General features: G+C 57.5%; 14 protein-coding genes. 8 read left to right on the top strand and 6 right to left on the bottom strand.

Features of this window, described 5'->3' with window-relative positions:
* Nucleotides 1-88 precede the first annotated feature (88 nt).
* The 3 genes from G518_RS0108555 (at nucleotide 89) to G518_RS0108545 (ending at nucleotide 3,199) form a co-directional block, all read left to right on the top strand.
* Entirely contained in the window at nucleotides 89-490 is a 402-nt protein-coding gene (locus G518_RS0108555) for an S-adenosylmethionine decarboxylase family protein (protein WP_028602178.1), read from the top strand.
* A gap of 267 nt (nucleotides 491-757) precedes the next feature.
* The gene (locus tag G518_RS0108550) at nucleotides 758-2,230 is read left to right on the top strand and encodes a circularly permuted type 2 ATP-grasp protein (protein ID WP_028602177.1); all 1,473 of its coding nucleotides are present in this window, start codon (nucleotides 758-760) and stop codon (nucleotides 2,228-2,230) included.
* A gap of 9 nt (nucleotides 2,231-2,239) precedes the next feature.
* Nucleotides 2,240-3,199, top strand: coding sequence for an alpha-E domain-containing protein (locus G518_RS0108545; protein WP_028602176.1), 960 nt, complete (start codon nucleotides 2,240-2,242; stop codon nucleotides 3,197-3,199).
* Here the strand turns inward: G518_RS0108545 and rsxB are convergent, their stop codons facing one another.
* Together rsxB and G518_RS34410 are read right to left on the bottom strand one after the other, a co-directional pair.
* Nucleotides 3,200-3,871, bottom strand: a complete 672-nt coding sequence (gene rsxB, locus G518_RS0108540; RefSeq protein ID WP_028602175.1) for an electron transport complex subunit RsxB — start codon at nucleotides 3,869-3,871, stop codon at nucleotides 3,200-3,202.
* Nucleotides 3,868-5,481 carry a polyhydroxyalkanoate depolymerase gene (locus tag G518_RS34410; protein ID WP_051236251.1) on the bottom strand — a complete coding sequence of 538 codons (1,614 nt, stop codon included), beginning with the start codon at nucleotides 5,479-5,481 and terminating at the stop codon, nucleotides 3,868-3,870. The genes rsxB and G518_RS34410 overlap by 4 nt, the downstream gene beginning before the upstream one ends.
* Before the next feature lie 231 nt (nucleotides 5,482-5,712).
* Between G518_RS34410 and G518_RS0108530 the strand changes: the two genes are divergently transcribed.
* Genes G518_RS0108530 through G518_RS0108520 form a run of 3 tightly spaced genes read left to right on the top strand, consistent with a single transcriptional unit; the run spans nucleotide 5,713 to nucleotide 8,292 of the window.
* Complete coding sequence (locus tag G518_RS0108530) at nucleotides 5,713-6,516, top strand: MlaE family ABC transporter permease (protein WP_028602174.1); 804 nt, start codon at nucleotides 5,713-5,715, stop codon at nucleotides 6,514-6,516.
* 4 nt (nucleotides 6,517-6,520) lie between these two features.
* A complete protein-coding gene (locus G518_RS0108525; protein ID WP_084651593.1) occupies nucleotides 6,521-7,582 on the top strand; it encodes an MlaD family protein in 1,062 nt (353 codons plus the stop codon).
* Nucleotides 7,579-8,292, top strand: a complete 714-nt coding sequence (locus tag G518_RS0108520) for a hypothetical protein (RefSeq protein ID WP_342663758.1) — start codon at nucleotides 7,579-7,581, stop codon at nucleotides 8,290-8,292. Before G518_RS0108525 ends, G518_RS0108520 begins: the two co-directional genes overlap by 4 nt.
* Nucleotides 8,293-8,399: 107 nt before the next feature.
* Here G518_RS0108520 and rsgA read toward each other — a convergent pair whose 3' ends face one another.
* Genes rsgA through G518_RS0108505 form a run of 3 tightly spaced genes read right to left on the bottom strand, consistent with a single transcriptional unit; the run spans nucleotide 8,400 to nucleotide 11,033 of the window.
* Nucleotides 8,400-9,392 carry a ribosome small subunit-dependent GTPase A gene (gene rsgA, locus G518_RS0108515; protein WP_028602171.1) on the bottom strand — a complete coding sequence of 331 codons (993 nt, stop codon included), beginning with the start codon at nucleotides 9,390-9,392 and terminating at the stop codon, nucleotides 8,400-8,402.
* The gene (locus tag G518_RS0108510) at nucleotides 9,389-9,715 is read right to left on the bottom strand and encodes a 4a-hydroxytetrahydrobiopterin dehydratase (RefSeq protein ID WP_028602170.1); all 327 of its coding nucleotides are present in this window, start codon (nucleotides 9,713-9,715) and stop codon (nucleotides 9,389-9,391) included. Before G518_RS0108510 ends, rsgA begins: the two co-directional genes overlap by 4 nt.
* Before the next feature lies 1 nt (nucleotide 9,716).
* On the bottom strand, nucleotides 9,717-11,033 hold the full coding sequence (locus G518_RS0108505) for a M48 family metallopeptidase (RefSeq protein WP_028602169.1): 1,317 nt from the start codon (nucleotides 11,031-11,033) through the stop codon (nucleotides 9,717-9,719).
* Between the two features lie 113 nt (nucleotides 11,034-11,146).
* Here G518_RS0108505 and orn point away from each other — a divergent pair, with 113 nt between their 5' ends.
* Together orn and G518_RS0108495 are read left to right on the top strand one after the other, a co-directional pair.
* Nucleotides 11,147-11,746 (top strand): oligoribonuclease, encoded by a 600-nt coding sequence (orn, locus tag G518_RS0108500; protein WP_036594062.1) that lies wholly within the window; start codon nucleotides 11,147-11,149, stop codon nucleotides 11,744-11,746.
* 3 nt (nucleotides 11,747-11,749) lie between these two features.
* Nucleotides 11,750-12,514, top strand: coding sequence for a pseudouridine synthase (locus G518_RS0108495; protein WP_028602167.1), 765 nt, complete (start codon nucleotides 11,750-11,752; stop codon nucleotides 12,512-12,514).
* A 33-nt stretch (nucleotides 12,515-12,547) separates the two neighbouring features.
* Here G518_RS0108495 and G518_RS0108490 read toward each other — a convergent pair whose 3' ends face one another.
* Nucleotides 12,548-13,357: an alpha/beta fold hydrolase gene (locus G518_RS0108490; protein ID WP_036594058.1), complete on the bottom strand. Its 810-nt coding sequence runs from the start codon at nucleotides 13,355-13,357 to the stop codon at nucleotides 12,548-12,550.
* Nucleotides 13,358-13,442 lie beyond the last annotated feature (85 nt).

Below are 13,442 nucleotides of genomic sequence, written 5' to 3'. Positions count from 1 at the left end.
GCTCCAGGGGTGAAATGACGAAGGTTGGAGGATGATACCCGCGCTGAGCTGTGTCCTCGAGATGTTTGTGTCGGCTAAAGTCGAGGCCATGCAAGGCCTTCACCTGACCGCCGACCTCCGCGACTGTCGCTGCGACAGCGCGTGGCTGCTGAACGCCTCCCAGCTGGGATCTGCTTGCAGGAGTGCAGTGCGCGAAGCCGGTCTTCAGGTGGTCAATGAGGTCTTCCACACCTTCCCTCACTCCGTACATGGCCCCGGTGGTGTGACCGCCACCTTGCTGCTGGCAGAAAGCCATCTGTGCGTTCACACCTGGCCTGAGCAGCGCGCGGTCACGCTCGACGTCTATGTCTGCAACTTCGGCGGTGATCACTCCGCTAAAGCCCAGGCGCTGATGGACGCTTTGCTGGGGCTTTTTATGCCGCAACATACAGAACGACATGCCCTGCAGCGCGGCGCTTTGGCCATTTCATCAAGCGCAGCGCACGAATAACTGGCACGCGGCAGCTTCGGAAGCGCATCATTTTGGTTTTTGCACTTAATTGGTGCAAAACAAGGCGAACTCATGACTGGTGTTGCACCATGGGGTGCTTGTGAGTGCACCAAATCCACCCGGGTTTGTGATTGCACCCACTACGAGATCCCTCAAAGATCGTGAAGATGTTCTGAAAGTTGCCTGAGATTGAATTGGCATTGGCCTGCAACTTGCTATGCTTATATCAAACACAACTGAATGGTCTTGGAGACAGGAGCCTCACGTATGCACCCCTTCGACGAAATGTACGAATCAGTGGCTCAATCTCTGGTTCAGAGCGGGGTCTATGATCCCGGTCATCCAGTACGCCCGCACTACAGGGACTACGCCAACTGGTTGAGCCGGCAGAGTCCCGAGCTCATGAATTCCCGCCGTGAAGAGGCTGAGGTGATCTTTCGCCGCGTGGGAATTACGTTTGCGGTCTATGGCGCTAAAGACGAGGACGGCGCAGGGACAGAACGCCTGATTCCCTTCGATCTCATTCCACGCATCATCCCGGCTTCCGAGTGGGCGACTCTTGAGCGCGGCATGGTGCAGCGCGTCACCGCGCTGAACCGGTTCCTGCACGACGTCTATCACGATCAGGAGATTCTCAAGGCCGGCGTGATCCCGACCGAGCAGGTCATGAACAACGCGCAGTACCGGGCCATCATGCAGGGCGTAGCGGTACCTAACCAGATCTATTCGCACATCGCCGGCATTGACATCGTTCGTGCCGGGGCAGAAGGCGGGAAGGGCGAGTACTACGTGCTGGAGGACAACCTGCGGGTGCCCAGCGGCGTCAGTTACATGCTCGAAGACCGCAAAATGATGATGCGGCTGTTTCCGAACTTGTTCGCCAGCCACCGCGTGGCCCCCGTGGCGCATTACCCGGATCTGTTGCTTGAAACCCTGCGTGAGAGCAGCCCCGCCACCGCGGGAGATCCTACGGTAGTGGTGCTCACGCCAGGCATGTACAACAGCGCCTACTTTGAGCATGCGTTTCTGGCGCAGCAGATGGGCGTGGAACTGGTGGAAGGCCAGGATCTGTTCGTCAAGGATGGTTTTGTCTTCATGAGAACCACCCGGGGGCCAAAGCGCGTGGATGTGATCTACCGCAGGGTAGACGATGATTTTCTCGATTCAGAGGTGTTCCGCCCTAACTCCACGCTGGGCTGTCCTGGGTTGATGCAGGCGTACAGAAAAGGCCACGTGGCCATCTGTAATTCAGTGGGTACCGGTGTCGCTGACGATAAGTCGATCTATCCCTATGTTCCCAAGATGATCGAGTTTTATCTGGGGGAAACGCCCATCCTGCATAACGTGCCCACCTACATGTGCCGCGATCGTTCTGAACTTTCGTACGTCATGGCGAACTTGAAAGACCTGGTCGTGAAGGAGGTACACGGTGCCGGTGGTTACGGCATGCTGGTGGGGCCGGCTTCTACAGCCGCGGAGATTGAAGACTTCGGCAAAGCCATCCTGGCGAACCCTGAAGGCTATATCGCCCAACCAACTCTCAGCCTCTCAAGCTGCCCCACGTACGTGGAAAGCGGAGTAGCACCTCGCCATATCGATTTGCGGCCTTTTGTGTTGAGCGGCAAGCAAGTACAAATGGTGCCGGGTGGATTGACACGTGTGGCCCTGAAGGCGGGCTCATTGGTGGTGAACTCGTCTCAAGGCGGTGGAACCAAGGACACATGGGTTTTGGAAGACTAGGGAGACAGTATGCTTTCACGTACCGCCGATCATCTATTTTGGATGTCCCGTTACACCGAACGGGCTGAGAACACCGCGCGCATGCTCAATGTGCACTACGAAACCGCCTTGCTGCCGCAGTCAGCAGCAGTTACACGCTATGGCTGGCAGGGCCTGCTTTCGATCAGTGAATTACTGCCGGCATACGCGGCCAAGCACGGTGAAATCACGCCGCAAGGTGTGATGGATTTCATGGTCAAAGATGAAGAGAATTCGTCTTCCATCATTGCCTGCCTGAAGGCTGCTCGTGAAAACGCCCGTGCAGTACGAGGAACCCTCACCACGGAGGTTTGGGAAACACTTAACCAGACTTGGCTTGAGGCCATCCGCCTGCTGCGTGACGGCGCGTTCGAACGCGACCCCGGCGAATTCTTCGAATGGGTGAAGTTTCGCTCACACCTCTCGCGCGGTGTGACGCTTGGCACCATGCTGCAAGATGAATCGTTCCATTTCTTGCGCTTGGGCACCTTTCTGGAGCGCGCTGACAACACGGCACGCCTGTTAGATGTGAAGTTTCACGCCGTGCAAAGTGATTTCTTCGGCGCTGCCAGCGAACGGGATCAGGAATACGATTTCTATCATTGGTCTGCCATCTTGCGCAGCGTGAGCGGCTTTGAGGTTTACCGCAAGGTTTACCGAGACGTGATCAAGCCTGAAAGGGTGGCCGAACTACTCATGTTGCGAGAAGACATGCCTCGATCGCTGCACCATTGCATGAGTGAGGTGGTGAGCAATCTGCGCCAAGTGGGCACCACTCCGCAAGACGAGACCATGCGCCATGCCGGCAAGTTGCGCGCTGATCTGCGCTACGGCCGTATAGATGAAATACTGGCCACGGGCTTGCACGCGTTTCTTACGCAGTTTCTTGATCGCGTGAACCAGCTTGGTGGCCACATCAGCCGAGATTTTCTGGTGCCAGATTCAGAATAGTCACTCTGCGGACTGTCTTTTTTCTCTGGCTCTGGCGAGCGCAGCCTCAATCACTGAGCGCTTGCGCTCCAGCTCGGCGCCTGTGGCGCCTTTTGCCAACTCAGGCAGGTGCGCAAGCTTGTGCTCTGCTTTTTTCTCAAGCACTGCGGCGTGCGTATCAGCCGCACGTTTGCGCCTGGCAGTCGTGAGTTCATAGCGTGTGCGGGCCGTGTCTGCCTCTTCGGCAGTCCAGGCGTCCCAGCCGGTACGTTGTTCGGTGACGTTTTCCAGCACGATGCAATCCACAGGGCAGGCCGGCACACACAGTTCGCAACCTGTGCATTGGCTTTCGATGATGGTGTGCATGCGCTTGTTGCCGCCCACAATGCAATCGACCGGACAAGCCTTGATGCACAGGGTGCATCCTATGCACCATGCTTCGTCTATCCACGCGATACTTCGCGGGCCTTCGAAGCCATTGATGGGATTGAGGGGCAGCTCATCGCCACCGGTAATGGCCGCAAGGCGACGAATGCCTTCAGCTCCTCCGGGCGGGCACTGGTTAATCAGTGCCTCGCCATCTGCAATCGCTTGCGCATAACCGGCGCAATCTGGGTAGCCGCAACGCGTGCATTGCGTTTGCGGCAGCACCTTCAGAAGGCGCTCCGCTAGCGGCGAACTGACGTCACTCAACCGGGTTTGCGACGTGTAGCAGGTGCCTTGGCAGCTCTGGCGGGCTGGCTGACCACTGGTTTCACCGCAGCCTCAGTGGCCACTTTAACTGCAGCTTTAGCAGCGGGCTTGGCTGCTGCTGCGTTAACAGGGGCCTTCGCCGCGGGCTTAACTACCTTCTTGGAAGGTGGTTTTGCAGGTGTCTGTGCGGCGATCAGCACTGTTTTGACTGCTGGCTTCACCGATTTCGCAGCGGGCTGCACCAGCTTAGGAGCCGGTTTCAAAGCTGGAGAGTTATCTTCTGCACTGCTTTGTGCTTCAGGAATGCGAGCTGGCTTGGTCTGGGGGATCTCTTCCTGTGCTTGCGCGGGCTCATTGCGAACAATGAAAGCCTTGACCTGCGGGTACACGACGTCACGCCAGCGGCGGCCGCTGAAAATACCGTAGTGGCCAGCGCCTTTGACTTCCAGGTGGCGCTTTTCGCGCCCAGCTATGCCCGTACAAAGATCATGCGCGGCTTGCGTTTGGCCAGAGCCGGAGATGTCATCCAGCTCACCTTCGATGGTGAACAGGGCAGTCGTTTTGATGTCTTGCGGACGGACACGTTCAACCTTGCCTTCAGCGGAGCGCAGGTCCATGGTGCCATTGACCAGCTTGAAGTCCTGGAACACTGCCTGGATGGTTTCCAGGTAGTAATCAGCATCCATATCGAGCACGGCGTTGTACTCATCGTAGAACTTGCGGTGCGACTCCGCGTTGGACTCATCGCCCTTGACCAAGTCTTTGAAGAAGTCGTAGTGGCTGGTCGCGTGGCGATCTGGGTTCATCGCAATGAACCCGGCGTGCTGAAGGAAACCTGGGTAGACGCGGCGGCCCGCTCCTGGGTAGTTTGGTGGCACGCGGAAAATCACATTGTCCTGGAACCATTCAATGCTCTTGTTGGTGGCCAGGTTGTTCACAGCGGTGGGTGACCGGCGAGCATCAATGGGGCCACCCATCATGGTCATGGTCAGCGGGGTCTTTTCGCCGCGGCTGGCCATCAAGGAGATAGCAGCCAGCACAGGCACCGTGGGTTGGCAAACGCTGACCACATGACAGTTGCCATAAACGGCTTGCAGGTGGCGAATGAAACCCTGCACATAGGTCACATAGTCATCCAGGTGAAATTCACCTTCCGACAAAGGCACTGTGCGAGCATTCTTCCAGTCGGTGATGTAGACCTTATGGCCTTCGAGCATGGTGCGCACGGTATCGCGCAGCAAGGTGGCATAGTGCCCGGAGAGGGGAGCCACAATCAGCACCGGTGGCTGGTTTTTCAGCTTGCCCAGGGTGGCAGGATCGTCAGTGAAGCGCTTGAAGCGACGAAGCTCGCAAAACGGTTTGTCGATTTCCACGCGCTCATCAATGGCAACCTCCACGCCATCAACTTCCACCTTGCGAATACCGAACTCTGGCTTTTCATAGTCTTTGCCCAGTCTATGCATCAATGCATAGCCTGCTGCAATACGCTGAGCCATGGGGAGTTGGCCCGCCAGGGAATGGGGGTTTCCGTAAAGCTTGGCTGTGGCTTCGGCCAAGTCGGAAAAGGGTTCGATAAGCGACCGCTGAGCTTCGTAGATTTGATAGAGCATGCGTGTTCGGACCAGTAAATGTTGCAGTGCAATATAACAGGCAGAAGGTGAGTGCTAGTTAGGGGAACCACTCTAGTCCGACCAAATTTACCCTGCAATGGTGAGCTTGCAACACTGAGGAGAACTTTCGTGCAATGCCTGAAAGTGTTACAAGACCCTGATGCTTGTAATTTTATGGCGATTTAACTTTTTCGGCCGGTCGGCAGCGCACTCCAACGTATCATCGTTGGCATGATTTCCGGCTTCTCGATATACAGCTGGTTGCTCGATCTGGGGCGAGGACTGGTGCGCTGGCTATTGGGCTGGTGGTCGGTGTTGTTCGTGGGTGCCAAGCTAATGGTGCTGGCGTTTTCCCCTTCGAGCTACCGGCCTGAGACACGTAGTCTGGTGCTGCGCCAGATGTATTACGCGGCGGGCCCTGGTTTGCCCGGCTTCACCATTCTCATGGCGCTTTTCAATGTGGTGGTGATCCGCATTGTGGTGGTCACTGCGTTTTCTTACGGCTTGACCCAATATGCCCTGGATGCCGTCGTTCGAGTTCTGGTACTGGAGCTCGTGCCACTTGCGGCTGCACTGTTCGTGGCGGTGGAATACACCATTCCCGGCGGATCTGACCTCTATAAACGCAGGCGTGCCGGTCATTTCCAGGCTTTGCGCGCGCAAGGTATCGACCCCTTGAGCCAGGAAGTTCTGCCGCGCGTGCTGGCCGGGATTTTTGCAGTGATTCTGCTGGCGGTAGTGAGTTGCTCCATCTCACTCATACTGGCTTACGTCGCTGTGCATGGATTTACCTTGGCGGGCGTGCCGTCGTACAACCATGCGGTAGGGCAGATATTCAATCCGGTGGTTTCACTGATCTTCAGTATGAAGACAGTTCTGTTTGCCATTGCGGTAGCGCTTTTGCCGGTGGGCAACGCACTGCGGGATCTTCCGCGCCGGGCATCGCGTACCAGCGTAGAGCTCCAAGGGCTGGTGCAAATGTTTGTGTTGATGCTGGTCATCGAGATCGCATCACTGATCGGCAACTACTATTGACTAAATGACCGTTCCCACGCCAGCCACCCCAAACAGGCCAGAACAAGCCAATTCAGGCCTGCCGGAGCAGCCAACCAACCTGCCAGATGTTCCCCCTGAAGGCACGCTGGCATCGCATCGCCTGGAGTTTCGTGCGGCTTTGCTGCTGCTTGCCATGGTGCTCCTGCTCGGCGGTGCCGTGCTGTACCTCATGTGGGTCCGCGGTGCATTTGAAGCCACGCAGCGACTCATCCTCACCACGGACGATTCCGAAGGGGTCTCAGTGGGAATGGACATGACCTTCTCCGGCTTTCCCATTGGCCGGGTTAGCCGCATAGAACTGGGAGACGCCGGCGTGGTGCGCATCCTCGTGGATGTGCCGCTCAAAGATGCCCACAGGCTCCGCCAATCCAGTGTGTTCACCCTTGAAAAAGGAATTGTGGGTGCCGCACGGCTTCGCGCCTTCACTGGCGTGCCAGACGACGCTCCCTTGCCAACCAACGCCGAGCGCACGGTGTTGCGCGGGGACGTATCTGCTGAGATTCCCAAGATGGTGGCAGACGCCAGAGATGTGTTGCAAAACCTCAACCGCTTGACTGCCGCAGAGTCTTCACTCGCCGGCACCATGGCCGAATTGCGTAGCTTCACTGCGCGCCTGAATAGCGAGAAGGGTGGTTTACTGGCTGCGATCACCGGCAATGATGCGGATGCGAAGCAAGTGGGTGAGCTACTCGGTCGCACCAATCAACTACTCAAAAACCTCGACAGTGTGGCTGTGCGGGTAGACGGGGTGGTCAAGAAAGCGGATCAGCAGGTCCTGGGTCAAGACGGATTGTTGACCGATGCCCAGGCAGCGGTAAAGCAGCTCAATACGTTGCTTCAAGATGCCCGCCAAACGGTGGTGAAAGTCGATGCGGTTCTGACGGATGTGCAGGCGGTTGCGGGCAATGCACGCGAGGCCACGGGCAACCTGGGCGATTTGCGCGCTGACGTGGAGCGCAGCCTGCTCAAGATTGACAGCCTGATCACTGAGATCAATCGCAAGTGGCCGTTTGCGCCGAAAGAAAAAGAAGTGAAGCTGCCATGAGCCATTCTTTCCACGCTCTCACCCGTCGCAAAGGCCGCTTACCGCAAAACGCCGAAGCAGGGCCTCGCATGGCCCGCCGGCGTCTCACGACCTTGGTTCTTGCGGCTTCTGCCATGCTGTGCGCCTGCGCAAGCGGCCCCAAGGTTCCAGATTGGAGTATCAATGCCGTGGGGCATACCGAGCGGTTCACAGAAGCCTATTTGAAAGGCGATACCCGTATCGAAGTACGCGAATTTACCCTGGCCAGGGCTGAAACGGCACGTACTGGCCAGCCGGAACTTGTAGCCCGTGTGGAACTCAACCGCTGCGCGGCGCGGGTTGCCAGCTTGGTGTTCGAGGCGTGCACTGGCTTCGACGCATTGAAGGTTGACGCCTCCGATGTGGAACGCGCCTACGCTAGCTATTTGTCTGGCCAGGCCGCGGGGAGCGAAGCCGCTCTGCTGCCGCCTCATCACCGTGCGGTGGCTCAAGGCGGCGCGAACATCGCAGGCATCGAAGACCCCTTTGCTCGCCTGGTGGCCGCAGGTGTTTTGATGCGGCGCAGCGCTGCCACACCGGAAACTGTGGCTACAGCGGTTGATACCGCGTCTCGGCAAGGGTGGAGCCGTCCTTTGTTGGCCTGGTTGGGTGTGCAGGCGCGCTTGGCTGAAGAACGCGGAGATACGGAAGAGGCGGCTCGAATTCGCCGGCGAATGGACTTGGCGTCTTGAATTCGGCGTCTTGAGTTCGCGCCTGTCGAAGCGTGGCACGAGGTTTCGACCCTTCGATGGGCTCAGGACAGACCAAGCTCAGCTCGAAAGGTGCGCGGGATTCTGCTTCAGCCTCCCCAGGCAACGCTTGATTTCAGCTCTTCAAACAGCGCCGAATAAATCCTGTAGCGCGCGGCAGTGATTTTCTCCGGAACGGAATCGTCTTTTAGTGCCGCGATCACGCCGCAGCCTGGTTCGTGCAGGTGGGTGCAGTTATAGAACTTGCATTCAGGCACGTGCGGTCTGATGTCCGGCATATAGGCCGCCAGTTGCATGGGATCTATCTGGCGAAGGCCAAACTCCTGAAAGCCGGGCGAATCGATCAATGCAGTGCGGCGCGCTTCATCCATCCAGTACCAACTGGTGGTGGTCGTGGTGTGCTTGCCCGAATTGAGCGCCTGCGAGATCTCCTGAGTCTGCGCAGTGGCTCCCGGGATCAAGCGGTTGATCAAGGTGCTCTTACCCGCCCCAGAAGGCCCCAGGATGAGTGTAGTGCGGCCCTGCAGGCGTTCCGTCAGGGCAGATAGGCCATCTCCCACCAAATCTTCCGCCGCAGATTCGCCTGAAGTGAGCACGCCGGACTTGGCGGCCAATGGCAGCACGGTATAGCCCATAGCCCGATAGGGTGCGAGCCGTTTCCATCCGTGTGAAAACTGATCACCAAGGTCAGCCTTGTTCAACACGATGATGGGGTCTATGTGTTCAGCCTCTGCGGCGATCAGCGCTCGGGCCAGTTGGTGTTCTGAAAATTCCGGCTCCGCTGCCACCAGGATCAAAACTTGATCAAGATTAGCCGCAAACGATTTGGTGCGGATTTCATCCTGGCGGAAAAACAGGTTCTTGCGAGTGACGATCTGCTCAATGGTGCCTTCGTCTTCGGAGGGTAGCCAACGAACCCGATCGCCCACGACGACCGCCAGTTTCTTGCCTCGCGGGTGGCACATCACACGTTCGCCGTCGGCGATTTCAACTACGCAGTGGCGGCCGTGGCTGGCCACGACCAGGCCGTCTCGCAGGGAAGCTGCAGACGCTGCAGATGGGGGAGGGCGCTGCTTGCTCACGCGCGGACCAAGCCTTCAGGCAGGGCATTGATGAGGAGGGCAGCTTCAATATCGCGTGGCGTCAGCCCGCCAGCATCATGCGTGGTGTAGCTGACAACGCAACCGCTGTAGCTCACGTGGAGCTCAGGATGATGGTCCAAGCTATGGGCCACCTGGGCCACCGCATTGACGAACGCCATGGTTTGGTGGAAGTCGGCGAAACGCCAGCTTTTCTCAATAGTTGGCGCAACGGACTCGGCGGAGAGCTTCCAGCCTTCCACCCGTGCCAAAGCAGTACTCAGTTCCGCGCCGGTCAGCTTCGATGTATTGGGAACTGGAGGCATCTCAGGCGGGTGCAATGGTGCCGCCCATGCGGGCAATACGCTCTGAAGCAGGCGGATGCGAGTAGTAAAAACGCACGTAGAGCGGATCTGGCGTGAGCGTAGACGCGTTGTCTTTGTAGAGCTTGACCAGCGCGTTAGACAAATCCTGCGCACTTGCTTGGGAGGCCGCATAGGCATCGGCTTCAAACTCATGCTTGCGAGAAAGCTGCGCCATCAAAGGCGAGAGGAAGAAGGTAAAAACAGGTACTACCAGCGCAAAGAGCAGCAAGGCCAGTGCATGGTTAGAGACAGTGCCGCCCATGGACAACGGCAAGTTCGGCATCACCCCCAAGCCGGCAAAAAACCAGGATTGAGTGGAAAGCCATCCCAGTAGCGCCAGCCCAGCCAAGCTGAAGGCGAACATGCCTGCAATGCGCTTGAGAATGTGTTTGTGCTTGAAATGACCCAGCTCATGAGCCAGTACTGCCTCTACTTCCGAGGGCGTTAGTTGAGCCAAAAGGGTGTCAAAGAACACTACGCGCTTGGAAGCGCCAAAGCCCGTGAAATAGGCGTTGGCATGGGCGCTGCGCCGGCTTCCGTCCATGACGAAAAGGCCTTTGGAGGCAAAGCCGCAGCGTGTCATTAGTTGCGTGACGCGCTCTTTGAGCACTTCGTCTTGCAGCGGCTGAAACTTGTTGAACAGGGGGGCAATGAGAGTGGGGTAGATCACCATCATCAAAAGACTGAAGCCCATCCAGGCCACCCAGGTCCATAACCACCACAGGCTGCCCGTGGCATTCATGAGCCACAGCACCAAAGCGGCCAAAGGCAGGCCTATGGCAATCCCCACCACAGTGGATTTGAAAAGATCGGCCAGCCAGAGCTTTGGAGTCATTTTGTTGAATCCGAAGCGCTCTTCAATCACGAAGGTTTGATACCACGCCAGCGGCAGGTCTATGACTCCGTTGAGCAAGGCAAACGCCGTCAGCAGGGCCAGAGGCTGCAGCAGGGGGTAACCAGGACCGAAGGCCGAAAGCAGGGTGTCGTTCAACCAATCCAGGCCCCCGAGCAATGTCCACCCCAGGAGCACTGCAGCAGAAAGAGCGAGTTCAAGCAGACCGAATCGCAGTTTGACCGCCGTGTAATCTGCGGCACGCTGGTGTGTTTCCAGGGGTATGGTCTGCGCAAACTCAGCCGGAACCGCGGAGCGATTGCGGGAAACCGCGCGAATTTGACGCGTAGCGAGCCAAAGTTTGACGCCTATGTTGGCGAGCAGCACCAGGCCAAATACCAGGCTGGTCAGCAAAGCGGGGGATAGGGTGGAAGCGGTTTCGGTCAAAGATGAATCTCGATGGAGGGCAGGACGAGTGTAGGGGCATTTTTCCGTCAGATGACCTGAGTGTCCCGGAACTCCTGAATTGGAACTTGCGACGCTCGTGGACAATGCCGGGTATGACTGATCTTGAGAATCCCATTTCCGTACCCGTATCTGGCGCCGAATTAGCCAAATCCAACCAAAATCTAGTATGGCTTGATTGCGAAATGACCGGGCTCGACCCGGAAAAAGAGCGTCTCCTCGAGATCGCCGTGGTGGTGACAGGCCCGCACCTGACGCCTCGCGTTGAAGGGCCTGTGCTGGTAATTCACCAGAGCGATGCACAGCTCGATCAGATGGACGCCTGGAACAAGGGCACTCATGGCCGGAGCGGCCTGATTGAGAAAGTAAAAGCCTCCACACTGACCGAGAGTGAAGCCCAGGAGCAGATCATCGCGTTCATTTCCCGGTATGTTGGCAAGAACATCTCACCCCTTTGCGGCAATACCATCAGCCAGGATCGGCGTTTTTTGGTCAAGTACATGCCTAAGCTGGAGGCGTACTTTCATTACCGGAACATCGACGTCAGCACTCTCAAGGAGTTGGCGCGTCGCTGGCGGCCTGAAGTGTGCGATTCGTTCAAAAAGCAGCAAGCGCATACCGCTCTGGCGGATGTGCATGAGTCCATTGATGAGTTGGCACACTACCGCACACACTTCATCCGCCTTGAAAGCTGACGCATGAAACGCAAAACCCATCGGCGGCTCGATGAGTTGCTGTTTTCTCAAGGATTTGGCACCCGGCGGCTTTGTGTGGGCCTGATTGAGCGTGGTTTGGTCACCGTGCGAGGCACCGTCTGCACAGACCCTGGAGCAGAGTTCGATACTGAAGAGCCGAATCTGGATTTCACCGTGCAAGGTGAGCCCTGGAGCTTCCACGCCAATGCCTATTTGATGCTGCATAAGCCTGCGGGTTATGAATGCTCTCATCGGCCTGGCGCCTGGCCAAGTGTTTACAGCCTGCTTCCCGTGCCACTGCGTCAACGCCCTACAGCGGGGAAAGTGCAGGGGGCTCAAGCGGTTGGCAGGTTAGATCAGGACACCACGGGCTTGCTGCTGCTCTCAGACGATGGCGCCTTCATTCACCGCATGAACTCGCCCAAGCGCCATGTTCCCAAGATCTATGAAATCACCGCCAAGCACGCCCTGGACGAGAAACAGCGAGACCGCTTGTTGACGGGCGTGGTGCTGGACGATGATCCCAAGCCTGTGATGGCAGCCGCCTGCGAGATCGTGTCCCCTTTTCATCTGCGCCTTACGCTGACCGAAGGTAAATACCACCAGGTCAAGCGCATGGTGGCTGCTGTCGGTAACCGGGTGGAAGGGCTGCATCGCTCGAAAATCGGTGGTTTGGATTTGCCGGCAGATTTGCTGCCAGGGCAGTGGCGTTGGCTAAGCGAGGCAGATCTGGAGTTAGTGGGAAAACCTCCTGCTGCCAGCTCCTGAAGGCTAGGCCAACCTCCCTTTCCGCACTACGCACTAGTCGACGCTGGCTAGGACGACCCTAATGGCCTCGTTAACCGCCTGAGGCTGGTCTCGGTGCGGCGAATGGCCACATTGCGCCAAAATTAACTGCTGGCAATGGGGCGCAGCGCGTTTGAGTTCATGGAGCTGGGCGAGGGTGCCATAGGCGTCATCCTCGCCTTGTATGGCGAGCAGGGGTGCCGTGATGGTTTTGCACTCTTCGCGAATATCGAAATCGCGGAAAGCTGCTGAAAGCCATATGTCGTTCCACTGCCAGAAGGCCACATCCACATCCTGGTGGTAGCGCGACAGGCGTTCACGCAAATTCGTGGTTTCGTAGGCTTGGCGCGCTTCCTCAATCGATTTCACAGACACATCTTCAACCATGAGGTGTGGGGCCAACACAACGCAGGCACTCACTGGTTTTTGAGCGGCGTGGAGCAGTGCAATGGTGGCTCCATCTGAATGGCCGATCAGCACCGGCCGCTCAATTCCAAGGCTGCTTAGTAGTTTTGGCAATATTTCCAGCGCTTCCCGGTGCATGTAATCGGTCTTCAATCGGCCGCTTCGTTGCCCATTCGGATGCTGGTGCGACGGCCCTCGCACGTCCTCCACCGGGCTGGAGTTGCCATAGCCCTGACGGGAGTAAACCCATCCTGCTCTGCCGGTGGCCGCGCACAAGCTGGCAGGCCAGTCGCGCCACATGGAAATGGAGCCCAGACCTTCATGCAGGAAAACCAATGGAGCCAAGCCGGGCGAGGCACCGGGTTGGGCCTGAATTTGCTCTACGTCAAGAAATATGCCGTCTATGTCCACCTGATTCATGATTCGAATGTTAATGGAAGGGTTCGCATAGCTCCCAACGCGAAATACACTCCCCCTGCCGCCTCAAGAAACTCTCCCCACCGAT

Origin of the sequence: Ottowia thiooxydans DSM 14619 (assembly GCF_000422885.1) — a bacterium.
In the GTDB taxonomy this organism is placed as follows: domain Bacteria; phylum Pseudomonadota; class Gammaproteobacteria; order Burkholderiales; family Burkholderiaceae_C; genus Ottowia; species Ottowia thiooxydans.
This window is presented reverse-complemented; position numbering and strand designations above follow the sequence as displayed.

Coding starts and splice junctions, on each gene's coding strand:
- G518_RS0108510 (WP_028602170.1), bottom strand. CDS start 9,715: ATGCCTCCAGTTCCCAATACATCGAAGCTGACCGGCGCGGAACTGAGT.
- G518_RS0108555 (WP_028602178.1), top strand. CDS start 89: ATGCAAGGCCTTCACCTGACCGCCGACCTCCGCGACTGTCGCTGCGAC.
- G518_RS0108545 (WP_028602176.1), top strand. CDS start 2,240: ATGCTTTCACGTACCGCCGATCATCTATTTTGGATGTCCCGTTACACC.
- G518_RS0108490 (WP_036594058.1), bottom strand. CDS start 13,357: ATGAATCAGGTGGACATAGACGGCATATTTCTTGACGTAGAGCAAATT.
- G518_RS0108530 (WP_028602174.1), top strand. CDS start 5,713: ATGATTTCCGGCTTCTCGATATACAGCTGGTTGCTCGATCTGGGGCGA.
- orn (WP_036594062.1), top strand. CDS start 11,147: ATGACTGATCTTGAGAATCCCATTTCCGTACCCGTATCTGGCGCCGAA.
- G518_RS0108495 (WP_028602167.1), top strand. CDS start 11,750: ATGAAACGCAAAACCCATCGGCGGCTCGATGAGTTGCTGTTTTCTCAA.
- G518_RS0108550 (WP_028602177.1), top strand. CDS start 758: ATGCACCCCTTCGACGAAATGTACGAATCAGTGGCTCAATCTCTGGTT.
- G518_RS34410 (WP_051236251.1), bottom strand. CDS start 5,481: ATGCTCTATCAAATCTACGAAGCTCAGCGGTCGCTTATCGAACCCTTT.
- G518_RS0108520 (WP_342663758.1), top strand. CDS start 7,579: ATGAGCCATTCTTTCCACGCTCTCACCCGTCGCAAAGGCCGCTTACCG.
- G518_RS0108525 (WP_084651593.1), top strand. CDS start 6,521: ATGACCGTTCCCACGCCAGCCACCCCAAACAGGCCAGAACAAGCCAAT.